The 26,084-nt window shown below is 36.6% G+C and carries 18 protein-coding genes and 1 pseudogene; 2 read left to right on the top strand and 17 right to left on the bottom strand.

The window, feature by feature from the left end:
* From GI584_RS05410 to GI584_RS05395, 4 genes and pseudogenes are all read right to left on the bottom strand, one after another.
* Entirely contained in the window at positions 1–981 is a 981-nt protein-coding gene (locus GI584_RS05410) for a carbohydrate ABC transporter permease (RefSeq protein ID WP_153790513.1), read from the bottom strand.
* Positions 982–999: 18 nt separating this feature from the next.
* The gene (locus GI584_RS05405) at positions 1,000–3,918 is read right to left on the bottom strand and encodes an extracellular solute-binding protein (RefSeq protein WP_407647397.1); all 2,919 of its coding nucleotides are present in this window, start codon (positions 3,916–3,918) and stop codon (positions 1,000–1,002) included.
* A gap of 90 nt (positions 3,919–4,008) precedes the next feature.
* Entirely contained in the window at positions 4,009–5,370 is a 1,362-nt protein-coding gene (locus GI584_RS05400; protein ID WP_153790512.1) for an ABC transporter substrate-binding protein, read from the bottom strand.
* A 438-nt stretch (positions 5,371–5,808) separates the two neighbouring features.
* Positions 5,809–7,326 (bottom strand): annotated as a pseudogene (locus tag GI584_RS05395) (glycoside hydrolase family 43 protein).
* A 290-nt stretch (positions 7,327–7,616) separates the two neighbouring features.
* Between GI584_RS05395 and GI584_RS05390 the strand changes: the two are divergent.
* Positions 7,617–8,402, top strand: coding sequence for a response regulator transcription factor (locus GI584_RS05390; protein WP_194842124.1), 786 nt, complete (start codon positions 7,617–7,619; stop codon positions 8,400–8,402).
* A 93-nt stretch (positions 8,403–8,495) separates the two neighbouring features.
* Here the strand turns inward: GI584_RS05390 and GI584_RS05385 are convergent, their stop codons facing one another.
* From GI584_RS05385 to GI584_RS05335, 11 genes are all read right to left on the bottom strand, one after another.
* Positions 8,496–9,956 carry a glycoside hydrolase family 43 protein gene (locus tag GI584_RS05385; RefSeq protein WP_228552344.1) on the bottom strand — a complete coding sequence of 487 codons (1,461 nt, stop codon included), beginning with the start codon at positions 9,954–9,956 and terminating at the stop codon, positions 8,496–8,498.
* A gap of 652 nt (positions 9,957–10,608) precedes the next feature.
* Complete coding sequence (locus GI584_RS05380; protein ID WP_194842123.1) at positions 10,609–12,261, bottom strand: Ig-like domain-containing protein; 1,653 nt, start codon at positions 12,259–12,261, stop codon at positions 10,609–10,611.
* 1,068 nt (positions 12,262–13,329) lie between these two features.
* On the bottom strand, positions 13,330–13,956 hold the full coding sequence (locus tag GI584_RS05375; RefSeq protein WP_153790508.1) for a YesL family protein: 627 nt from the start codon (positions 13,954–13,956) through the stop codon (positions 13,330–13,332).
* Between the two features lie 33 nt (positions 13,957–13,989).
* Positions 13,990–14,859 carry a carbohydrate ABC transporter permease gene (locus GI584_RS05370; protein WP_153790507.1) on the bottom strand — a complete coding sequence of 290 codons (870 nt, stop codon included), beginning with the start codon at positions 14,857–14,859 and terminating at the stop codon, positions 13,990–13,992.
* Between the two features lie 15 nt (positions 14,860–14,874).
* Positions 14,875–15,774, bottom strand: a complete 900-nt coding sequence (locus GI584_RS05365; protein WP_153790506.1) for a carbohydrate ABC transporter permease — start codon at positions 15,772–15,774, stop codon at positions 14,875–14,877.
* Between the two features lie 35 nt (positions 15,775–15,809).
* Positions 15,810–17,078 carry an ABC transporter substrate-binding protein gene (locus tag GI584_RS05360; RefSeq protein ID WP_153792920.1) on the bottom strand — a complete coding sequence of 423 codons (1,269 nt, stop codon included), beginning with the start codon at positions 17,076–17,078 and terminating at the stop codon, positions 15,810–15,812.
* A gap of 992 nt (positions 17,079–18,070) precedes the next feature.
* Positions 18,071–18,748, bottom strand: a complete 678-nt coding sequence (locus GI584_RS05355; protein WP_153790505.1) for a hypothetical protein — start codon at positions 18,746–18,748, stop codon at positions 18,071–18,073.
* Between the two features lie 1,005 nt (positions 18,749–19,753).
* Complete coding sequence (locus GI584_RS05350) at positions 19,754–20,770, bottom strand: aldo/keto reductase (RefSeq protein ID WP_153790504.1); 1,017 nt, start codon at positions 20,768–20,770, stop codon at positions 19,754–19,756.
* 75 nt (positions 20,771–20,845) lie between these two features.
* On the bottom strand, positions 20,846–21,820 hold the full coding sequence (locus GI584_RS05345) for an aldo/keto reductase family protein (RefSeq protein WP_153790503.1): 975 nt from the start codon (positions 21,818–21,820) through the stop codon (positions 20,846–20,848).
* Positions 21,821–21,880: 60 nt separating this feature from the next.
* Positions 21,881–22,771, bottom strand: coding sequence for an NAD(P)-dependent oxidoreductase (locus GI584_RS05340; RefSeq protein WP_153790502.1), 891 nt, complete (start codon positions 22,769–22,771; stop codon positions 21,881–21,883).
* A gap of 151 nt (positions 22,772–22,922) precedes the next feature.
* Complete coding sequence (locus GI584_RS05335; protein ID WP_407647396.1) at positions 22,923–23,309, bottom strand: NAD-dependent epimerase/dehydratase family protein; 387 nt, start codon at positions 23,307–23,309, stop codon at positions 22,923–22,925.
* A gap of 199 nt (positions 23,310–23,508) precedes the next feature.
* Here GI584_RS05335 and GI584_RS05330 point away from each other — a divergent pair, with 199 nt between their 5' ends.
* Positions 23,509–23,802: a winged helix-turn-helix transcriptional regulator gene (locus GI584_RS05330; protein ID WP_153792919.1), complete on the top strand. Its 294-nt coding sequence runs from the start codon at positions 23,509–23,511 to the stop codon at positions 23,800–23,802.
* Positions 23,803–23,989: 187 nt separating this feature from the next.
* Here GI584_RS05330 and nagA read toward each other — a convergent pair whose 3' ends face one another.
* Together nagA and GI584_RS05320 are read right to left on the bottom strand one after the other, a co-directional pair.
* Positions 23,990–25,150: an N-acetylglucosamine-6-phosphate deacetylase gene (nagA, locus tag GI584_RS05325; RefSeq protein WP_153790501.1), complete on the bottom strand. Its 1,161-nt coding sequence runs from the start codon at positions 25,148–25,150 to the stop codon at positions 23,990–23,992.
* 9 nt (positions 25,151–25,159) lie between these two features.
* Entirely contained in the window at positions 25,160–26,035 is an 876-nt protein-coding gene (locus tag GI584_RS05320; protein WP_153790500.1) for an ROK family protein, read from the bottom strand.
* Positions 26,036–26,084 lie beyond the last annotated feature (49 nt).

Raw genomic sequence — 26,084 nt, 5'->3', positions numbered from 1 at the left:
CTATGTTCCCACCTTTCTCAGTAGTTTTTGAACGAGTATATTTGTACCAACCATTAATAGGAATAGGACGGTGGCTATCGCTGAAGCATAACCCATTTCAAAACGGATCGTCCCGTAATCCATTAAGTGTGTAACGACCGTGTGTGCTGCATAATTGACACTCGGAAACCCTGCAAGTGCAATGGAAATATCAGCAACAGCAAATGACTGAGTGATTTGCATAACAGCACCGAATAACAACTGTGGCTTCATCGATGGCAAGGTGATATACCAAAGTTCTTGCCATCTGTTTCTTATTCCATCAATTGCACCTGCTTCAATTAAAGACTTATCAAGAGTTTGGAGACCGGCAATAAAGGCGATGAAACTTGTTCCTAAGCTCAGCCACAACTGCACTAGTATAACTACTCCTAGAACGTATTGTTCGTCTCTTAACCATTGAATCGATTCTAAAATAATCCCAAATTCCATTAAGAATCCATTTAAATAACCATAAGCGTCACCTGAGAAAATGATTAACCAAATAAAAAATACGTTCCCTGCAATGGAAGGGGCATAGAAGATAACCGTCATAAAAGCTCTAATCTTCGGTGATAACTCATTAATGATCCAAGCAAAAATAAAACAGGCAATGTAACTTAGTGGTCCGGTAATGGCGGCAAACACAAGCGTATTTCGCAAAGCTGTCATAAATACATCATCACTTAGAAACAACCTCGAATAATTATCCCAGCCAACAAATTTCGGCATTTCTAACATGTTAAAGGAGAAAAAACTTAAGACAAACGAGGCAACAACAGGCACTATCGTAAACAATAGAAAAATAACCATAAAAGGTGCCATCAAAAGATAATAGTGTTTAGCCTTCTTCATATCTCGCTTTAAACGTTGCCACTTATTGTTTCTATTTGAATTACGAGCTACTTCTTGTTTCGGATAGACAATGTCCTTTACGGGTTGTTCTATTGACTTTGCTTTCATTTATACACACCTCCTATCCTAGTAAGGTAAGTCAAATTCTTTCCGTTTAATTTCAATCTCATCGTTTATATACCGTGCGTAGTCTTGTATAGCTTCTCGAGGATTTTCATTAGCATTAACCACACGCCTAAAAGCATTATCAAGGTGTCTCCCCGTAAAATAGCCTCCTGGAACTTGGGGAACTCCTTGGACCCATTGCCACTGACTTGCAAGATTTTGATAATCTTCAACTGGCCATGGTAATTCGGCTAACGCTTCGATATTAGCTGTTGGATAACGTGCTGCCTCTCCTAAAATACTCTCCATTTCCCGACCAAAAGTTAGTTGTATTTCTTTCTCCGTCCACCATTTTAAAAATGCCCATGCTGCTTCTTTATTCTCAGAGTTTTCTAGCATCATAGAAGCGATACTCGTACTTGGTACCGTATGATCAATCGCTCCATTCTCTTGTACCGTTCCTGGAACTGTCGTAAACTCCCATAATCCTCTTATTTCAGGGGCTAAAACAGTTAGCATATTATAGGTTGTATAATCAGCGATTCCGATAGGCATTTCTCCAATTCTCAATCGGTTCGGAAAGTCAGCCATCAATGGAAACTTATAGTTGGTATAAAATTGTGTCCATTGATTAAAGGCATCAATCGAGATTTCATCGTCTAAAGCAGTCGATTTTTCATCGTCTGCATAAAATTCACCATCTTTTTGATAAAGAAGCATACCGAATGCTTGATTAGGAGCAAGCAATGTTTGATTTTGCGCCATTGGATCATCAATCGGTAAATAAAACTCTAAGTTATTTCGTTGTAAGACAGAAATAATGTTATACACATCATCCCATGTCTTTGGCGGCTCTAATTCTAATTCTTTTAAGATATCTGAGCGATAAAACATAACCGGAAACATTTGTTGCTCAGGTAGAGCATAAACGCCTTCATTAAATGCAAAAGGTAGTACGGCACTTTCGTGAAAACGCGTCACAATTTCCTCATAGTCGTCAAAAATTGTTAAATCTTGCGCAGCATTACGCATCGCATAGTTTACGGGAACATCTTCGCCCAAATTTAAAGCAACATCAGGACCTTCATTTGCTAACGTGGCTGGTAAAAGAACATCAGGTTGAACGAGACGAACGTTAACTGAAATACCAGTGTCAGGGGTAAACAAATCATCCGCCATTCCTTTTAAGATTTGAGCCTGGTCACGACCTGTTGTCACCCATACAGTGATTTCTTCATCAACGTTACGATAATCTTTTGTACTGCCAATATTGTCATAATCCTCAGAATAAGATGCAAAAAAAGCCCCAACTTCATGTTTTGCTTTTTCAAATGTTGTTGCACTTGGCCTCGGCATTTCCACATTAGGAGAGGATATAATTAAATAATCTAACGTCATCGGTTGTTCACGAACAGTTTGTATCCATGTACCTAACCCACCAACATTCATTTTGAAGGAGTCCAGTTGACGTGCAACTGTTTCTGGCTTAGCAACCATCTTCTCTAATTGGCTAACAGTAGAGTGAATAACAGCAACTTTATCACTACGTTCTCCTGTTATCATTTCTAAATGGTCGGCTACACTTTTAATAATTTCAGCCTGTTCTTCGAAAACATCTAGCATGTCTGGAATTCGTTTTTCCAATTGATAATCTCTCAATGGATCAGGTGTATTTGATGTAATCATTAATATTTTCCGATACATTTCATTAAGTTCGAGTACACTGGATTCAATAGTTCTCAATAATGGAGAAATATCTCCTAATGTTACACTCAATCGAATCGTGTTGGTCCCTTCTTTTAAATGAAATAAATAAGGTGCATCATCTGATTTGCCTAATATATCTGTCGTCCAATCTAAGTTGTAGTTAAATCGGATAACATTCATCTCTTGAAAAGGAACTTCACCATTTATCGTTAGTGTTCGAGATGAATATACCCCTCTTAATAAATCTTGCTTTCTTTTGAATGCAATTTGGTAAAGGCCTTCCTCTTCTACTTCGACTTCCCATTCAATCCATTGGCCTGGCATTTTCCAATTTTGTCCGCCGATCGCGTTCACCCGTAATTTCGATACATGGTAAGGTTCAACAGTTGGACTTGTTCGATCTGTTAAAGGAAATAAAGTTGCTGAGGATTTTCTAACAGCATCTTCTGCCTGGACTTTAATGAACTGATCAGTTGTTGATTTCAACCCATTCTGTTCATACTCTGACTTCTTTTCTTCATATGTTGGTGCTACTGGATCTTGATAGAGCTCTATATAATCAATGACCATCGGTTCTCGTTTTGAAGTTAACGTTATTCTTTGGGTTCCTTCTTCAAAATAAAAAAGATAAGGTTCATTAAAATAACCTTCACTATCTTTAAATGATGCAAGAACCCATTCAGGCTGTTCTGCTTGTCTCGGACGAATTTCATTATCATTTTCATCTCGTAGTATTTCCTCATCCCGATCTACCCAAATACGATCAAAAAGGACATAATCAGCACCCATAAATGGTAATTCATTATTAATATTTATTTCTCGTTGAATGGCTGAGCTCTTTCCTTCAATCGGGTAATAATGGATCCGTATATTATACAAGCCAGCATCTTCAATATTCACTTCCCATGATATGGAACCTTGTTCTGGAGTAAAAATAGATGGTCCATCTAAGCCATTAAAATCATCCATCACTTTAAAATCATTGACATCTGCTTCTACAAAATCCTCACCTTCTATTCGTATCACTTGATCAGGTTTACTCTCAGTCGAATAGTTTTCTAGATAGTTATCATAACTTGCCTCACTTTTATCCGAGTTTACTGCTTCAAAGTCCGTAATGGCTTGTGAATAATGCTGATTGGCTTTATTTCTAGAATCATAGATCCATATTGAAGAAATAAAGATGATAAGGACTAAAATAATACGAAATATATTGCTTTTGAATATACGCACTATTTTCCCTCCCTTTATCTTTTCTTTGTTAGAAGATAAAGTGCCTACATTTTATTAGTAGGCACTTATCCAGCTTTATTGAATGTACAGTTACTCAGCGTAAACTTCGTCTATTGCTGCCTGGAAGGCTGGTGCATGACTTTCGATGAGAGTTGAAATTGCTGTGCCCTCTAATAATTCAGCTTCAAAGTTCCAATAAACATCATTATTAAACGTAAAGTGATCAAGTACATTTAAATTTTCCATAACTAATCTAGCATTCTCGATATCATCTTTATTGGCAAACATGGATTCTAATTGCGCTTGACCAGGATAATCATAGATAGATTGAACATCGAAAATTTTCTCCCAAATATAAAGTAGTTGTTCAGGATTTTCTACCGATTTAGGAATGGCGATTGCTTGAATATCAGCCTCATACGTTCTATATCCATCAGCATTTGGACCAATAGGGAATGGAACAAAACCAATGTCATAATTAGGCATGTCATTTACAATACCGTTATAATGGAAGTCTGCTCCAGTAAAAAACAATGTATTTCCTTCACGGAAGAATTGTTCTGGCTCCGTCCAATCGCCACCTTCCGTTGGTCGCGCTAGTTCGAATATAGAAGCTGTAAATTCTAATGCTTCAACTGTTGCGGGAGCATCTAATGTTTGCTCATTTCCGGCCGTTAACGCTGCATCATTAGACGCCAATGCTCTTTCTAAAACGGATGGATTCGCTAATCCCCAAGTATCAATTTGGCCATCATTGTTTGTATCTAGATTTGCTGATGCCACAACTTCCGCAAATGTATCCCAATTCCAGTTACCTTCATCAATGTAATTTTGAATCGGATCCAAACCTAATTCATCCATTAATGTACGATTATAAAATAGACCTTGAACTATATTAGCTTTTGCGTCGGTAAAAGCATATCCCTGTCCTTCATATTGAAAAATATCTTCTGTGAATTGTAAGTTAAATACATTTTCATTTTTAACCCATTCATCAACCGCCCACACTAAATCCTGCTGAGCAAATGAAGGGATAGTGTATTTCTTACCTACACGTATAAGATCACCAACTGGTTCATTTGCTAATAAAGAAGCAGTAATTCGCTCTTGATATTCACCAAAATCAATGGTGATATATTCGATATCAAAATTGTGTTTTTCCTTTAATGCTTCTAAATTTTCACGTGCTTGAATACTGTCTGGATCTTCACCTGTAATCTCCATATCCCACCAAGCAACAACCTTTATTGTTTGACCACCTAAGTCAAAGTCCATTTCAGGAGTCTGATAATAGTCGACTGTCTCTTCCGTTTCTTCCCCTTCATCCGATACTTCTTCTGTTGTTTCCGTATCATCTGTTTCCACATCTTCACTAGCGGTATCATCGTTACTACTACATGCAACAAGGGTAAACAAAAGCAATAAAAAGATAGATATGATGAGCTTTTTCACTTAAATACCTCCCATTAATAAATGATTTCGGAATTCCTTGCGTTAAATATAGCGCTTTCATAGCAGGTAAACAACCTGTGATAATTAAGCTTAATTACCTGGGAAACTCTAGATTTATCTAAATTTCGAGGTCTAATTAAATAATGAAACAATAAAAAATAGGTTTTAATCGGTTATTTAACCATTTTTATATTTAAATCTGAAAGAAGTATGCTAATCACTTCAGGCGAACGCTTTCCAAAGGCATGGTTTGAGCCTCCTCGATCGCTCCACTCACTGCGGTGACTCAAGACTCATGCTTTTCCTGCAGGTGTCGTCGCCTGCTATTCAATCTAAAATAAAAATCTTATATGATTTGTAAATAATAAAGATTACTTTCTGGAATAATTTTATGGATTTAATCAGGATAAAAGTATGGATGACATTAATTTTTATAAACTACTTAATGAAATACCAATAATCAAAATTAAATAATAGCGTTTCTTCTGTGCCATCGAATACAAAATAGACATCATGCACCCCATCAACTGATGTAATATCCGTCGTTATCGTTTGCCATTCTTCCCATCCGTCAGTTATCGGAACTTCGATGGTTCCTAGTAACTATCCAGTTGGGTCATCCAATATAATTTCTATCATTCCACCTTCTGAGTCACTTGCAACGGTAGCAGAAATTTCATTTGCACCATTTTCAAAATCAACGGATGAAACGGCAATCCAATCACCCGCTTCAATCTCTGTCACAGCTAATCCAAAGCCATTCTCATCCGTCTCGAAGTCTTGAACTGTAATCCCCGTACTCGATGCCATAGTTTCAGCTTGAACATTTTCATAAGGATTTAACGTTTTAATCGATTCAACACCTGATAAATTCGCTTCAATCTCTTGAATGGACCCATCTTCGTTAAAAAACACTTGATTAAAGTGTGTGGAACGATAACCTAGAGCAACACCTTGTGCATCAGCAAGTGTTTGTGCGTGATAAGCGATATAGGTTTGATCATGAAAATCAAATAATACTTGATGATTATTGCCTCCAACTTCAAAAAAATGACCTGGATTTTTCAAGATGGTACCTTTGTATTCCCATGGACCCATTGGCTGATCACTCGTCATATAAGCAATTTCCCCGCCATCTGGACTACCTTCTGGACGTTCACCATCATAAAAGTTAGTACTATACGTGTAATAATAAGTGTCGTTCCATTTATTAATACCTGCACTTTCAAACATAAATGGACTTGGTATCATTTCTGCTTCCCCTTGAACACTAATCATATCTTCACCTAATTGAATGACACGTGCTGTGTTTGGCATCGCAAATTCTTCCTCAGGAATTCCACCACCAAAATATAAATAGCTTGTCTGATCATCGTCCACGATTACTTCTGGATCAAATAGCCATGTTACACCTTCTACTCCTGGAGTTGACCATGAAATTAATGGTTCATTAATTGGATCTTCAAACGGCCCAATTGGACTATCACTAGTTAAAACACCAATACACTTGCATTATTTCGCAAAATAGAGAAAGAAGCGGTCTTCCCCTTCGATTACCTTGTGAGCTGCTGCTGGTGCCCATGATTGAGTTGCCCATTTTGCAGCTCCTTTTTGCCCTGCAACATTAATCAAACCATGATCTGTCCAGTTAACTAAATCAGCGGATGAAACAACCGATAATTGATTAATACCTGCATATGAATTTTCTATAATATTACCTTCTGCATCATACTCAAATTGATCATACGTATTATAAAGATACACACGATCCTCAAAAACGAGGACATAAGGATCTGCACCGAATTGATGAGCTAAAATCGGATTATGATTAGGTGGTACTTTCCCTATAGGTTCTTTCGGAATTACTTGGGTAGCATTATCTAAACTGGCTCCCTCTTCATTTTCTTTTACTACTTGACTTTCATTTTGCTCTAATACCTCGTCCGATTCATTCATAGTTTGACATGCAGTTAGAAAAATAAGTGAAACATTAATACCCTTATAATTTTCAACAAAGAATTACCTCCTTTTATGAATACAGTAAGAATATAAATTTTTTCATTCTTCTTCATAACCTGTTTTATATAATTAAATAACCTGACTAATTCTATTTATTGGAAATAATTCACTGAGAAAAAGATAAGAAACAAAAATTTGTGTTAAATACAAAGATTTGCACATTCTTGATTGTCATACCGTCAGATAAAATGAAAATAGTTAAATATTACAACAGGGGGGAGATATTCATGCGTAGAATTTTATTGATTGATGCGGATCAACAATCAATAGAGAAACTAAAAAGGGAAATTGATTGGTCATATTATGGTTTTATTATCCAAGATTCCGTCTTCAAAATGGCAGATACATTATCTATTATTAAGAAAAACACTTATGATCTCTACTTGTTAAATTTAAGACATCTAAATACTTTTGGCTTTGAGCTTTGTAGACAAATACGAGGAAAAACATCGAACCCAATTTTACTTATTGAAGGAGATAAGGATTTTGAGATGGTTCAAAGAGCTATTAGTTTACAGGTTAGTAGTTATTTACCTGAACCTTTGAACACGGAAGAATTAATTGAAAGCTTATTAAACATTAAAGATGTAATAGAAGAAAAAAAGACAAAAACCATTACTTACACTACAAAAAAGCCTGGATCTACTCAACAGAATAACGCATCGAATATTATTGAGGTTGTGAAAGACTATGTAGAACAATGCATTCATGAAAATATCACTCTCAAAGATATTTCTAATGATCTGCATTACAATTCTTCTTATTTAGGTCAAAAATTCAAATCACAAGAAAAAATGACATTTAATCAATACTTATTAAATCGCCGTATGGAAAAAACTAAGTTTTTACTACGTTATACAGATTTAAAAATTTATGAAATTGCTTATCAGGTGGGCTACACAGATTTAGATTGGTTCTATAAAAAATTCAAGGAACATACAGGTCTAAGCGCATCAGCTTATCGTTACCAGTTTAATGAAAGCGTTAACATAAAAGCAGTTCAAGCACACTAATTTGTTAGTTTGCTTTACCAAAAAGATAAAAAGGACTCCAATTCAATCATAACGAATGAATTGGAGCCCTTATAATATCAAGATTTTTGTTAACTATTTATTAAATGACCAACTTGCAAGTTCGAATAATGATTGATTAGAATCTCCTTTAAACACAAAGTATACACCATGTATACCTTTATCCACTTCTACAGGGAAGGATAGCTCTATCCACTTTCCGCCTGTGTTTGGAACGTCAATCTGGCCAACAATCTCACCGTCTATCGAATCTAAACGTACTTCAATCGAAGCACCCTCTGTTTCACTTGCGAGATGAACCACACATTCTTTAGCCGCATGCTCAAAATCAGCCGATGAAACAGCTAGCCAAGCACCTTGCTTAATTTCAGATACAACTCGGTCTTGCTCATCAAAGTTAGTATCTGATGGTTTGCTCACATTAATTCCTGCTTGCCAAGCCATCGTTACTGCTTCCGTCGTTTCATATGGATTTAAATTCTTAACCTTTTCTACTCCCTGCAGATCAGCCTGAATAGGTTCAATTTGACCTTCTTCATCAAAATATATTTCATTTAAATGAGTCGAACGGTAGCCCTTCTCAATCCCCATCGCTGCCGATAATGTTTGTGCATGATATGAAATATACCATGTGCCTTTGAATTCAAACATCGCGTGATGATTATTTCCAGATACATTAAAAAAATATCCTGGATTTTTTAGAATCGCATGTTGGTATGTCCATGGTCCCTTTGGATGATCACTCGTTAGGTAAGCAATCTCCCCTGCTCCTGGAACTCCCGCCGGACGGTCACCAGTGTAGAAGTTAGAGCAATAGGAGTAATAGTATCGCCCATTGTATTTATTAATACCACCACTTTCAAACATAAATGGTGCTGGAATCGGCTTCGCTTCTCCAACCGTAAGAATCATATCATCACTAAGCTGAATCACACGAGCAGTATTTGGCATCTCGTATTCTTCATCCGGAATTCCACCACCAAAGTACAGATAGCCCGTACCATCATCATCCACTAAAACCGCCGGGTCAAAAATCCAAGGTACACCATCCACACCAGGCGTTTCCCTTGAAATGATTGGTTGATCAATCGGATCTGTCCATGGACCTAGTGGGGAATCTGCAGTCAAAACTCCGATGTTACTACCATTATTCGCAAAGTAAAGGAAGAACTTATCCTTTCCATCAATGACTTTTTGAGTAATAGCAGGTGCCCACGAATTTTTAGCCCATTTAGCCGCTCCATCTGGTCCCGCAGCTAGAATCTCTCCATGATCTGTCCAGTTAACAAGATCGGATGAAGAAATAACTGTTAACGTGTTAATGCCTGCATATGTATTGTCCGTCACATTGCCATTCTCATCATACTCAATCTCATCATTCGTTGCATATAAATAAACACGATCTTGATAAATAAGTGGGTAAGGATCAGCACCAAATTTATGCGAAACAAGCGGATTTCCATTTGGTGGTGTCTTACCAATAGCTTCTTTCAAAACTTTCGTTAATTCTGAAATACTTTTATTAGACTGATTCATTATTAAAGTCAACTCCATTCTAGTAATCTAACAATCTCTCCTCCTATTGTAAAGCCTTACATACGATTCAACAACCGGTTGAAATATAGATTAAACCCGGTAATGCTTAGATAATTTTGAATAAAAAACGCTAAACCTCAGTGATGAGTATTTAGCGCTTATTGTTTACATTTTGCTTATTGGTTAAGTAACCATCTCATCGATGGTTCTATCCATTGATTCCAAAAACGAAAATCATGGCCACCCTATTTTTTAACATGTAAGATGGAATTATACTATAATAGGTTAGGAGAATAAAGGTGTTGAGGATTAGGAGGTTGAAAGTTAATATTAAAGGCAGTATTTTGTTATAAAGTGTGACAATAATCAGTTTTTTACACCCACTGATCATTAACGAAGGATGTTAGCGTCTGCTTAGCCCTACTTAGCTTCCTTATTTTAATCGAGTTGTTATGAATATATTACAGACGTTTAGTACCGTGTTAAATAAAATAGACCGCAAAAATCTTTTGAATTTATGCGGTCCATTTTAGTAACCCAAAGAACCAGTAACTTTTCCTACGTTTTTTCATATGTTAGCATCCATCATGGTATTGCTGTAACAAAGAAATTTAAATTCTATACTGGCTTTTCAACTACCCGTTATGTTATTTTAATCTGTAATATTCCTAATTGATTCTTCCGCTGCTTTAATCATCTCTATCGCCTGTTCTTCAGTCAGTTTACCCGGTTTCACAAAGTTATTGACCTGCAGGATAAAGGCGTTAAATTGTTTGACTGCTTGTGCAGATTTGTCATGTCTTGTATCAGACAGGAAATCTTCTGCCTTATTCAGCTTTACCATCAGAGCATTCTTATTTCCATGCACAATATCCAGACCTGCAACAGTTTCTTTAAGATCAGCAATTCGGTTTCTGTATTCAACAGTTACAGTCGCTATGACCTTTTCAACAGAACCCTCTATCACTCCCTCTACCTCAAAGACTCCTGGTCCATCGTAACCATAGTTAAGTGGGTCAATCTCTTCCCAGATTACTGCTCGTTCTTCTGATACAACCCCTGTAGAGCTGTAATTGACATTTACAGATACTGTTTCAGGTAAAGTTGGAGCAACCCCAGACACAGTATTAACTTCTACAACAGATATATATCTAATTTTACTTTTCGAAAATAACCAATCGATAAGCATGCCACGCTCAGGGTGGACATACTCATTATAGACCGGAAGCCATACTGCATGCCCATCAAACACGTGGCCATTATATGGTGGTTCATCCAACCTATTTTCCGGCAGTATGGTCAACAAGGAATCGTTCATATATGGTCCGTAAGTCCTGTCAATTTCAACAACAGCATCATACAGAAAATCCCCTTCATCTACAAAAGACCAAATAGGCAAATATGCTACTGCTCTGGCATCTTCCACATCATCAGGTCCACTGGCTGGACAAAGAGGTGCAGCCGCTGCAGCGAAGTCAGGGAAAGTTTTCAGGAAGGTCCATGTGGAGCCTCCGCCCATTGAGAATCCAGTAATATAGACTCGGTTAGGATCTACTTTGCCCTCAGCTATCATGTCATCGATGATTCCCTTGACTTTATGCATGTTTTCTGGCGTTGTAGCATTACGAGGGGCCAGTACATGACTGGGATACTCGGCCTGATTTTCAGGGTTGGCCCAAACGGTGCCGCCGTTACTAAATCTGATAGGGGTATAGATATCGTTCCCCTGTCCACCACCGTGAAAGAAAACTACTAGAGGCAGGGGCTCATCAGCATCCTCATTATAAAAATAACTATAATCAAGTCCGTCATAGTTTGCATATTGATATTTGTCAAGGACGGGACTGACAACACCATTCTGAGTAAATCCCTCAGGCACCATTGAGGATCCATTCACAAAGGCCATTTCGTCACCCTTATAAGTTATCGTGTACTCTGAATCAAATGTATAGCCGTCTTCGATCGTGGCTCCACCGTCATCCCACCCAACGTCAGGAAAATCAACAATGATATATCTTCCAGTATCGGAAGGATAACCAGAATCATTCACGTCACTGGTATAAACATCAATCACCTCTCGAGGACCTTCATACCCCACATAATTCGGATCGACTTTTCTTGTTGTGATCACATGTACATCGAAATCAGATATAGCAAGTGATGAGCCATCTACCTCTTTGCCTGCATCAATAACGAGGGCATCAGTACGCTCGTGAAAGGCAAAATTTTCATTTTTGAGAATAAACGGTAAAATGGTTTCTGTCGTTTCTTCTGCTGCGAAGACTGAAGGTAAGTTTAACAACACCATAAAGCAAACTGGGAAACTCACAACTAATATTTTCTTTAACATTTTTCATAGAACTCCCTTCTTCAATATAAACGCTTTAATAATATTGATCATTTAACAACAAACTATTTATACACCCCCTCCCAATTTTTAATAGATTCAATACAACAAACATATTTTGAACAAAATATCGAACAGTGCATGTCCTAAAATCTTTTTTAGATTAACTGGGACACAAATTAAAGTAGACAAGTGCAACAAACAGTCATTCTATATGTATACTGCTTACTATTCACATATTTCCTTCGTTGTTTCAACCGTCATTCCCGAAGGAAGTGCCAATATATTGTACTAGATATGACTATGGGACATTTTAAGGTAACATATATAAAGCAATTGAGAAGGCTGTGGAATTATTAATTGTTGTTATAAACCTTTTTACGTGATTTATAAAAAAATATATATCGAGATAGTATCCTTATCATAAAAATTAACATTAGAATAGGGATGACCACTATCCTAAAAGAAAGGGCTGTCGACTTGTTGTTCTAAAACATGACCAGAGAATATTCAGACACGTTGTTTATCACTTGGATATAAAGGGTAAATATATATAACCCAATTCCATTAGAAAGGATGAGCACTATGTCCAAAAAAGCACAGTATCAACCTATAGGAGGAAATGGGAACGAACCATCAGCCGCTCAGGAAGTCATTTATGCAAAAGAATTTTAAAAAGCAGATATTGCTGGTGGATATCGAAAACCTAAAGTAAAAGAAGCAAAAAAAGAAAATCCTAACCTTCAATGATAGGTCATCTAAAAGCAGCTTTCTTAGTTGCTTTTTTCTTTAACTTGTCCCTTCCTGTAGAAGGGGTCTTCTTCAATGAGAAAAGACTAAAACTCCTGGTAAACCGAGTTAACTTAAATACCAGGACACTACTAAGAATAATTTTCCCTCTAAAAATATTATTTAAAAACTAATATTCTATCATTTCAATTCACTTTATATAAAAACAAGTAAAAAACTAGGAACATACGAGAATATTTTTTAGTGACAAGTTAAAATGATGAGAACAAAAATAAATTACACCTGTTGCTGCTCATACTCAATTTTCACAAATGACCTATATCCAAACCACATCAGGTTTAAACTAAATAGACTCATAAAAAACAAAGGAATAAGCCCAGAAATATACCAATATAAACAAAAGACTAATGCAAGGCCTAGTACCATTATGATAGTTGATGAAACCTGTGAAACACCTATAATTAAGGCATACTTTAAGTGTTGAGTAAAAGAAATATCAAAATGTACATAAACCGGAAAGAAATAAAGAAGTATGATGAAAAATAGTAATCCTATACACAACATTACCCCTGAAAGAATCTGAAGGAAAAGAGTTGATGATTCTTTTAAGAATATAATGTCTACCCTGATAATAAATCCAACAACTAAAAACAATAGACCAAACAAATTCGACTTGATAAATTCCTTCCGATAATAGTATAGAAAGTTTTTAAATATCGGAAAATCTTCCTTTTTTATAATCCATTGACGCAATACGGCAAAGAGACTCACTGTAGCGGGCATAAGCCCAAAAACACCTAATCCTAGAAGGGTGAAAACGATCCATAATAGATTTGTATAGAAAAGTCTGATTGTCCATACACCAGTTTTGTAGATGATTCCTGTCAATCCATTTAATTGCATATTGTAGTCACCCTTCTTGTATTAGAATTCTTCTTACCCTTTCACTGCTCCAATTGCCACACTGCCTATGATGCGTTTTGAGAATATTGCAAAGACGATAATGATTGGCAGAACCGATAATGCAACCCCGAGATACTGAACACCATAATTTGTTCCATAGTATCCCTGAAGTAACTGAACAAGCAGTGGTAAGGGATATTTATCATTAGTAAATAACAAAACTAAAGGTCCAATAAAATTATTCCATGACCCGATAAATGCAAATATTCCTAGTGCAGCCAAAGCAGGTGCTAACATCGGAAGGATAATTTTGTTAAACGTTTTGAATTCACTAGCTCCATCTACTCTAGCTGACTCTATAATTTCATCTGGAATCGTACCATCTATAAACTGTTTCACAAAAAAGACAGCAAAAGCATTGGCGGCAGCTGGTAATATCAAGGCTGCATATGTGTCAAGAAGGTTTAGAATATACATAATACGAAAAGTACCAACCAAACCTAATTGCTGTGGAACCATCATGGTTGCCAATACAAACCAGAACAATAATTTATTGCCTTTAAATTTGTATTTAGCGAAACCATAAGCATTTAATGCCCCAAAATAAAGGGTAAGAGCCGTCGAACAGCCTGCAATAATAAGACTATTTAAGAAACCTCTCCAGATATTCATGTTTTCCCTCATGGACTGATAATTTTCTAAAAGCGCTTGTCCCGGAAGAAAAATAAATTCCGATGCAATATCTGCATTCGTGTGTGTTCCATAAATAATCATAATGTAGAAAGGCACAATACAAATGATAGCTAGAAGAATAAGAAACAGATGAACAAATAGATGGCTTAGTTTCTTGTTCTTTGCCTTTACTGCTTTTTCACGTACATTATCAACACTTGTTTGTAACATAAGAAATACCCCCCTTTAAGCCTTTCCTTGTTTCGTTTTAAGATTCATCGTCGTAAAGGAAATGATAGAAAATATAACAATCACAATAAATAAACCAAACGCAATCGCAGAACCATAACCATACTGATAACGAGTGAAAGCGGTATCATATAAATACATAACACTTGTTAATGTAGCATTGTCTGGGTTACCTGATCCATCTGTCAACGTGTAGGGTTGATCAAAAATCTGCATTCCTCCTATTATAGAGGTAACAACTTGAAAAAGGATAATGGGACGAAGTAAAGGCAATGTAATATTAAAAAATACTTTCACTTTGGAAGCGCCATCGATCTCAGCTGCTTCTAATATATCCTTTGATATACCTTGAAGGCCTGCTATATAGATAATCATAGAATAACCGAAGTACTGCCAAAAAAGGATGGAAGACACCAATCCTCTCATAAAGTTTGGTTTATCAGCCCAATTTATTGGATCACTAATGATGCCTATACTCATAAGAAATTGATTAAAACTACCTGTTTGCCAGCTGAAGATTAATCCTACCAGGAGTCCTAAGGATGCTGCTGTAACAATGTTTGGAAAGAAAAATACTGCTCTAAAAAAGCTTTTCCCCTTAACAAATTTTTCATGTAATATCACTGCTAATATTAAACTAATTGTCAACTGAGGGATAACGGATGCTCCCCATATTAATAAAGTATTAAATAAAGATTTGTAAAAGAAAAAATCTCCTATAATTCTTTGATAATTTTGAAATCCTACAAGAACTGGCTGGCCAAATCCATCCCAATCAGTAAAGCTTAAATACAAGGAATACACAATGGGATATAGACCAAATATAAAAAATATAAGAAAAAATGGAGCAATAAACAAATATCCATAATGATCTTTTCGTATAGACTTTGAAAACATTAAATTGCCTCCTTTTTAGGGATGATTTCAAACTATTAATCCACTTGAATTTCTGGGAAATGATGGCCAACTTCTGTTTTAAATGATTCAAGCATTGTTTCTTTAGATTTGAACCTACCATTAAGAAAATCGTTTACTTTTTCTTCCCAAATACTATTGATATCATTATCGTATTTTGTTTGTGGTGCAGAGGAGACCTGTTCTCCAGCTTCTACAAAAAAATCAAAATATTTTTGATTGCCTAGAAACTCAGAAGTTAACGTTGGCGCTAATTCTTGATTAATATTTTTATTACTCAAAAAATATTGCTGACTTTCTGCCAATTCTTTTAAAAACTCCTCATCCGTTGTGTAGAATTTCATAAACTTCCATGCCAGATCTTTTTTTTGACTTTCTTTATACATTGCAAGGAAAGTCCCTCCACCGCTAAAGGGTTTCGGTCCATGAGCTAATCCCCAATTTCCAGCTGTTTCCGGAGCATTATTTTTAAATATGTGTGGAAGTCCCCATGTAGGTTCTGGATAAAACATAACGGTTCCTTGCTGCATGGAAGCTGTCCAAGCAGGACCCCAAGATTCAAATTTTGCTTCTACCTGACGTTCTCTAGCTTCCTTAGCTAAATCTAAAGTATTAATTCTGGCTTCATCAATGGTTAACTTTTCATCTACAATCCAAGGTTCCTCAATATTAGAACTTTCTACATTATTAATCGCGCTCCAACTAGACAAGGCATGTATCTCTCCGTTACTTTCTTCTACCACTCTTTCACCAATATCCATAATTTTATCCCAACTAGATATCAACTCACCTACCTCTTCTGGATCATCAGTACCTAAATATTCCTTGGTTAAATCCCGACGATAATAAAAGCCACCTGGCGTTCCTTGATAGCCTAGACCTCTTACGATTCCATCGTCGTCTCTTTCTTCAGCTTGAATATATTCAAATTGTTGTTCTAAAATTTCTTCTGCATTGTAGGGGTTCTGAGACAGATTTTCTAGTCTTGGAATGTCTCTGATCTGAGGCCAATAGGTTCGTTCCACAAAGAAAACATCCGGAACATTTTTTTCCACTTGTAAAACAGAGATGAGCTTTTGCAAATAGTTATCGTTGTTAATAAATAATAAATTCACATCGATCTCCGGATAACGTTCTTCAAATTTTTCTACTGCATATCTAGCTTCTTCTGTAAATGTCCAAATCGTCAATTCCTCTTTTTGCTTAGATGAAGATGATGAAGAACAACCAAAAAGAATAGAAGCAAGAATACAATACATTATCATTCTTAATACACTAGGTTTCATATTCACTTCGCTTACACCACCTATCCAATATTTTAAAATTCCAAAAAGTATTAATTACTGTATTCATGCTCTTAATTCATTCTACACATACCATAGGCATCTCCCTTCATTTAGATATCAGATAATTTGTAAACGCTATCATTCAACAAAAAATTAAGCACTTCTTTACATAGAAGTGAGGTACCAGATTAAGAAGTGAAGAACTAATTATTCATTGTTTATCGATCGAACTAACTTAGTATAAAATCATATACTATGGTAAATGTAAAGTCAACATAGAATTGTAATTTTTTGAAAAATAGACTATATAAGTTATATATTGTAAGGAAGGTAAATTAGGATAAATATTACTTCCTTTTAAACTCATAATTGTCATTTGCTTATTTATTGGACTCAGCAATTTCTTCGTTTATTTTAAAATTTTCTCTTTATCTCATCCAATGCGGGGCTTTTTTCGCCTATAGAGTAAATTAAGAGGGAGTATGAGTGGATATTTTGCTTATCTTCCAACCACCTTCACTCCAGGAAGCACCACCACATTTAATATAGAGCCTTATTTCCGTATGATCGCACGTTTTTAGGCAATAAAAAAGACGCCTTAACAAGTAACTTACCCGCTCATAAGGTCATCAAAATATTTACGTGATTCACTTTCGGGATTAGTCGATTCTTCGAAGTTGAAATCTAATGACGATATGACCGTAAATTAATTGTGCAAATAGATTCGGTCAATAGGTGCTTCCGCTTTATATCCAAACGAAGCAAGGTCTTCGGAATTCGCCCGTTAATTATCCGTTTGTGTGCATTGATAGATTGATTCAACGCCCTATCTTTCGAATATGTTTTTACCTTTGACAATGGCGGCATTCCCTTCCGTTCAACAAGATTATACGTCAATTATATCGATAATAACACAAAGAGACGACCCCGGAATCGCCTAATTGAATCGTTTATTTTATGGCCGCAATCTTTTCGAATTCTTCGTCTATCCTCTACCGAAAAGAGTTATCAATTTCAGACGCTTTGTTGCCGTTCAGTGTATGTGTAACACCATACGTATCACCTTCGCCATCATGGTTCAACGCAACATCAAGGTCGTGAATTATTTGTTCCATATATTCGTAAGCCTTCTTCATGTCACCGTCAGTTTCTTCCCATTTGTCGAAACGTTCAATATCTTCTTTTGCTTGCCCTTGTCTTCCAAGGTGGGACGTCCTTACAAATTGAAGATGACCAATAACGGCTCTCATTTTTCCAAGGTTTTCAAAATCGTCAATGAGAACTTCGCTTTCTTCCTGTAATTCCAAATCGTATTTCTTTATGAATTCTCGCAAATCCTCAGTATATTCCTCCGCTCTCAAGTAGTAATTGAATCCTTCGTCATAATTCGTTTCTTTCAATCTTGGGTCGGCTGATTGTTCCAAAAAACTATCGGATTGTTCCGCAAAGAATTTCGCTAGTTCTTCGTTTTTTAATGATACTTTTGTTATTTTGATTGATTCCGACTTTTCTTCTTTTTCGACGTTTTCAACCTTCGGAGCTTCCTTCGTTTCTTTTGCTTCCGCTTCCACCTCATCATTTCCGTTACCTTGCGACAAGACAGGAACGAAACCTATAGCAGAAGCGGCAAGAACAACCGCCAAAATTCCCGTTATTTTCTTTTTATTCAATTTTATTTACCCCCAATTTTGGAAAATATCAACAATACTACTGTATCAAATCATAAAAACGACGTAAAGCGCGGAATCCCCCCCTTACGCCACAAGTCTTATTATTTATCCGAGAATAGAAATCGGTTCAATTTCGATTTCCTTCGCCCGTTCGTTCAATTCGTCAAGGTTGAATCCTAACGAAGTAGCTAATTCGGTGGTGGCTTCAAAACGTCATATCTTCACTATTACCTGTACGTTGGAAGAATTCAAGAAGGTATCTTGCTTCCGCCAATTGTTCCGCAATAATTTCAAATGTTTCGTTCATGATAATAACTTCCTTTTTTCTGTTATTTCATCAATTTTCTTACGACAATTAAAACAAATACAATTATTATCGAGGGGTACGAAATAAACAATTTCCCCTATTTCAAAATATTTCCAAAAATGCCGAATAATAACGAATTGACGTTGTTTCGATTTTTGTGTTCATTCAAATCGTTCCCATTCGAAAAACCCCTTTCGGACTGATATTTCGAACAATAGGACGTGCTTTGACTTCCATTATCAGTTCGCACGACTAAAACGTGCTTATGAACGTAAAAAAGCGACTTCCAAAACGTCTGGAAATCGCTTCATATCGCTATTAACAAATACCGGTGGTCGGGTTCGAACCGACACTCCTGAGGAACACGATTTTGACTCGTGCTTTTTAGTCGATAGGAAATAGTGTTTCTCTATTTCGTTAGTTTCCTCATATGTAGACAACTAAGGTTACACCTTGAATCGGAATAGCCCAGATTTCATATACCATCTATGAAATGGAATCCTTAATAAAAGTTGATTATTTTTCCAAAACATTTTAAACCTACTTGCTCCATCTATTTTAGTGGAATCTTCTACTGTATAAGGGATACCGCGTATAAAACTCGTTAGAGTAATACAGATACTGAAACGAAAATGCTATATATTAATTGATAACACCGTAAGTGTGCCCTAATAATCCCATTGCATTTAGTTGTCTCTTTACTCTCTACCTTTTGTCCGCTGATTTATTGCATCGATATCATAAGGATAGCTTACAAACAATTCACTCGCTTTATTTAAGCGATCTAGTTGATCTTTGGTTAAAGACCAGCCAGCAGAACCTAAGTTAGCTTCAAGCTGCTCCATTGTACGTGCACCGATAATTGGGGCCGTAACACCACGGCTGTTTAGAAGCCAGTTGATTGCCGTCTGAGCTGGAGTCTTACCCGCTTCTTCTGCAACACTGTATAACGTATCTAACAAATTCCATGTAAAATTGTTATTGTACTTATCCCATGTCTCGCTATAACCTTTTTCTTCAGCAACTGATATACGAGAATTTTCTGGTGGCTTAACCATGTCACGTGTGAACTTCCCGCTTAACCACCCTCCGCGAAGTGGGCTCCATGGGATGACGCCTAACCCTTCATTTTCACAAACATCAATTAATTCGTATTCGGTAGCGCGACATAGCAAATTGTATTGAGGTTGTAGACAAACAAACTGTTCCCAACCTTTTTGTTTACTTAAGTCTATTGCTTTTTGAAGTTGCCAGCCTTTAAAGTTACTTGCTCCAATGTAACGTACAAGGCCTTCACGAACAAGATCATTTAACGTGCTTAACGTTTCTTCTAACGGTGTTCGAGGATCCCATGCGTGAACCTGATAAAGATCAATATAATCGGTACCAAGTCGGCGTAGGCTTTCTTTAACACCAGAGATAATATGTTTTCTGCTCAGACCAATATCATTCGGTCCTTCACCCATAGGGAAACGAACCTTTGTTGCAACAACATAGTCATCACGATTTTGGTTCTTTAACCACTTACCGACGATTTCTTCAGAACCCCCACGTGAATAGACATCTGCTGTATCAATAAAATTCCCGCCTTCTTCCACATAACGATCTAAAATGCTAAAACTATCTTTTTCACTCGTTTCACGACCTAATGTCATCGTACCAAGACAAAGCTCACTTACTCGTAAACCCGTTTTCCCTAGATAACGATATTCCATTGATTCTCCACTCCTCGTATAATAGTTTATTTTAAGACAGGGAGATCATCCCTGTCCCAATGCCAGTTCGTCCTATTACCAAATAGGTACAAATCCATCAATTTCTTTTAAAATCGATTCAATTTCAGTTAATACATCATTAGAAAGCTCAACTTCAGAGGCTTTCACATTTTCAGTTACCTGTTCAGGGCGGCTTGCTCCAACAATTGCAGAGCTAACTCCAGGTTGTCTTAAGATCCAGGCAACGGCCAATTGGGATAATTTAATACCTAAATCACTTGCAATTCCTTCCAAACGGGCAACTCGTTGTAAAACATCATCATTTAAATAGCTTTTAATCCAACGATTGATGTTTTCATTTGCTGCACGAGTGTCGGAAGGGATTTCTTGACCTGGTTTATATTTACCTGTAAGAATTCCTTGAGCTAAAGGTGAAAAGACAATTTGTCCAATCCCTGCTTTTTCAGAAACAGGTAAAACTTCTTTTTCGATATAGCGTACAAGCATGTTATAAATTGGTTGATTTGAAACGAGTGGTCGTAGATTTTTTTCTTTTGTTATGTGTACAGCATCCGTAATCTGTGCTGCAGTCCATTCACTAACACCGTAATATAAGATTTTTCCTTGCTGAACTAAATCATCTAATGCACGTAACGTTTCTTCTGTTGGTGTTTCTTCATCAAATCGATGACATTGATAAAGATCAAGATAATCTACACCTAATCGTTTTAAGCTCGCATCGCATTGTTCAATGATGTGCTTTCTTGAAAGACCTCGATCATTCGGGCCCTCTCCCATAGGAAAAAATACTTTTGTTGCAAGCACATAGCTTTCTCTAGAAAAAGATTTAAGGGCTTCACCAACCACTTTTTCAGATTCGCCACGATTGTATGCGTTTGCGGTATCGAAAAAATTAATACCAAGCTCATATGCCCGGTGAATACAATCAATGGCATTTTGGTTCCCTATCGTTTCTCCATAAGTTAGCCAGCTACCAAGTCCAATTTCACTAACTTTCAACCCACTATTACCTAAACGACGATATTTCATTCTGAGACACTCCTGTCATGATTTTTAGTTTATTATCAAAAATTTTGATCCTAGAGAAGTTTACTTCTTTTTCACTTCGATTCCTGCTAATTCTTCATAACATTTTATTATTGCGCTCATATCTTCTTCCCCAAATCCTTTTGCTCTTGCCATTTGAAACATTTCTTTTACTAATGATAAGACAGGGGTAGGTAGTTCAAGTTCTTTTGCAACATCAGCTGCTAATCCTAGATCTTTATAAATAAGATCAGTCATAAAATGAGGAGAAAAATCTCTATTTAATACTTTCGGGCCTTTATTATCCATCATCCCGCTTCTAGCACCACCGCCACTGACGACTTTTATAAATAGCTCAGGGTCAATCCCAGATTTTGCTGCCATCGTGATGGCTTCTGAAAAGGATAATAGATTAATAGCTCCCATTGTATTATTAGCTAATTTCGTATAGGAACCTGCTCCATTGTCCCCCATATAATATGCTTGTTTTCCCATCACATAAAATAGAGGCTCACATTTTTCATAAACTTCTTTCTTTCCTCCAACCATAAAAGTTAATATACCTTCAATGGCTTGAGGTTCACTACCTGTAACAGGTGCATCTAACATTTCAATGCCCTCATTTAAAAGGATAGCTGCTACTTTTTTACTTGTATTCGGTGATATTGTACTGCTATCAACAACAATTAAGCCGGCATGTGCTCCTTTAATAATGCCTGTTTCGCCTAAAATAACTTCTTCAACAGCCTGATCCGCAGTTAGCATAGTGAAAACGATATCGCTTTTTTCAGCAACCTCTTTAGGTGAGGATGTAATGATTGCTCCTTCCTTTTCAAGGGAGTCGGCTTTATTTCTCGTACGATTATACACAATAACTTCATAGCCGTTGTTTAATAAATGCCCTGCCATTGGAAGGCCCATTGTACCTAAACCGATAAAGCCAATTTTTTTCATTTATATCCTCCTTTTATTTTAAGATAAGAAAAATTTACGCTTCGCTGTCTAGCTCCAGCACTTATCTCCTCGAGACCTTAAGACAATCTCTTTGTGGCAAAATAGAGGCTAGACTTATTGCCCTAGGGTGACTAAAGCGCTTGTGCTTTTCTTATGTGTTAAGTGATTCTACTTGAACATAGCTTCTCCATGAATGAATAGGTTGCCAGTTTAGTAGTTCTTTCGCTTTTTTATTGTTTAATAGACTTACAAAGCCATCAAGTTCTTCACGAATATCTGTTACATTTGGAAATACCTTTGTCATTAATTCTTTACTTTTAATATCCATGCTCGTTTCATCAGCAGCAATGTTTAATGGAACTGCCCCTAATCCATCTGTTTCAACAGCTAAACGAAATGCACTAGCAGCGTCTCTTGTATCAATATAGCTCCAAAGGATTCGCTTGCGTTGTTCTGGATCATGGATGAACCCAAGGAAGTTATCGTACATTTCAGGTGAAATGACGTTTCCTAATCGCATGGAAACAACTTTTTTCATTCATTATCCTCCTAATTCATTCTATTGATTATTAAGTAAATTAATAACCTTGTATTTTAAGTATAAATAGTAAAGCTATCCATTTAAAGTACTGAATTATTTTTGATATAATAATAAATAGGTTATGTAATATAAAATTTATAGTAACTATCATCAGTGTAGGGGAGGGAATTAAGTGGAAAATGTAGTAGAACAAAACATGGAATGTTCCATTGAAAAAGCACTTAATATTATCGGGGGAAAATGGTCATTTCTAGTGTTACGAGAATTATTTGAAGGAACGAAACGATTTGGAGAATTACAAAAAGCGATTCATAACATTAGTCCAAAAGCATTAACAGATACGTTACGTCATTTAGAAGGAAATGAAATCGTTATCAGAAAGGCGTATCCAACTGTACCTGTAACGGTTGAATATTCATTAACTAAAAAAGGGCATGCTTTACATAAAATCCTAAAAGAAATGAAATTATGGGGTGCTCAATGGACGTAAAGTGGCTGTCCTAAAAAAGCTCTTTTAACACAGGATGGGACATAAATAGCTGAGAATAAGAACAAAATTCTGGGCGCATTGCTCATCCTCGGGCAATAAGAAGAGACTCAATGTACGTTCTTTGTCACATTGAGTCTCTTCAGATGAAGTAACTCTTGTCGACTATCATGCACTGAAATCTTTGTATTTATTTCTTTCCAGTGGAAGTGCAACAGTATACTATTTCCCCATTAATAATCGTTTGATCAACAGTTAACTTGTCGTTTAGAATCATAATGTCGGCTTTGTAACCTGCGGCAATCCTCCCTCTATTTCCCCCATGATCTATTGCATTAAGTGGTGCCTGTGTTGCCATGTAAACAGCCTTTTCCAATGGAATATTGCACTCTTCCACTATATACTTAATTCCTTTATCCAGTGTAATTGTACTTCCAGCTAACTGACCGTTATCCAAGGTTACTTTATTGCCGGTTTTAATGAGGTTCTTTTCCCGGAAAAAATATTCTCCATCTGTTAACTCATTATATCCCGTACAATCAGATATAAGGACCATTCGTTCACTGTTCTTCACCTTATATAAAAGCTCAATCATCTTGGGATGTATATGCACCCCATCTGTAATAATTTCGCATGTTACGTTATCATAATACAAAGAAGCTGCAGCAGTTCCAGGTGTTCGATGGTGTACAGTACTCATCGCGTTGAATGTATGAGTTATTTGGGTCAAGCCATACTCTATCGCTATTCCTATCTCCTCAATTGTTGCGTTCGTATGTCCAGCTGAAATATGGATGTCGTTGGCTCTTAAATGATTTAGTATTGCGTAATCTTCCACTTCCTCAGGGGCCAATGTAATAACAGAAATAATATCTAAAAAAGAATGTAAAATATTGCTAACATCATCCCAGGTTAGCTTCCGTATATGAGACTTGCTTTGGGCTCCGCTATACTTCGGACTTATCCAAGGCCCTTCTAAATGAACTCCAAGACAGTTAGCACCAATAGCCGAATTATCCTGATATGATTGGGCACCCTCAAGAAACTTTTTCACATCGTTAATTGCACCTGTTCTGGAGGTTGCCAGAAAAGAAGTTACCCCATAACTTGGCAGACTTTTTGCAATTTCAAAAAATGCTTCCTGATTGTCCATAAAATCAAATCCATTTACACCATGTATGTGAATATCTGTTAATCCTGGACAGATAAAACCATCATTGACTTCATATATGGCACCATGATTGTTTTTCTTCTGGTTTCCAACCCAGGTTATTTTACCTTCTGTTATTTCAACAAAACAATCCTTTATAATACGTTCATCCGTAATAACATCACCTTTTAAATAATACATATCAATCCCTCACTTATCTTGTTTGACTAGCAAACTAGCTCCAATCATGCTCGCATTATTTTTCAGATGTGCCTGTTGTAATACTATCGGAACAGATGCTGCTGCCATTTTCCCTTCCAATTCGCTCCACCAATACTTGCTGGAATCAATCACACCGCCACCGATAACAATCATTTCCGGATCAAATAAATATTGCAGATTTATAAGTCCAATTGACAGGTATTCTAAATATTGATCAACAACACATTTACAGGATGTGTCGAAAGTATAGTTTTGAAATACATCTTTTGGTTGATAATTTTTTGAAGCCAATTCAGGGGCCTCTGATATCATTCTTTCCAGTGCTTTGCCAGAAGCATATGCCTCCCAGCAGCCTTTGCGTCCACATCCACAAATTATTCCATTCGGCACAAGTATCATATGACCAACCTCACCGCCGTACCCACTATTTCCATGGACCAGCTCATTATTATGGACGATTCCACCACCAATTCCTGTTCCCAATGTGATACATATGTAACTGCTGACAGTTTTAGCAACTCCTGCAGTTCCCTCTGCCATGGTAGCACAATTCGCATCATTACTTATCACAACGGGAACATGAAAAGCATCTTCCAGCATATCCTGTATTGGTATATTTGCTAAAGCATCCAAATTAGGACAACTTCTAACCACACCATTTTGAAAATCAACTATACCAGCTGAAGCAACTCCAATACCATGAATCTCCTGGTCCTGAATCATTTCTTTTATTGCAGCAATCAATTTTTCTACAATTGCTTCCTTAGGGGTGCTTATTTGATCTTCTTTTACTAGTTTACTAACTCCATCAAACATGCCAAATTTAATCTTGGTACCTCCGATGTCAATTCCTATCGTGTACACCTCGCTTGACACCTCCCTCTTATAAAAGTGGACACCTTATACAGGTGCC

The sequence above is a fragment of the Gracilibacillus salitolerans genome, assembly GCF_009650095.1.
In the GTDB taxonomy this organism is placed as follows: Bacteria; Bacillota; Bacilli; order Bacillales; family Amphibacillaceae; genus Gracilibacillus; species Gracilibacillus salitolerans.
This window is presented reverse-complemented; position numbering and strand designations above follow the sequence as displayed.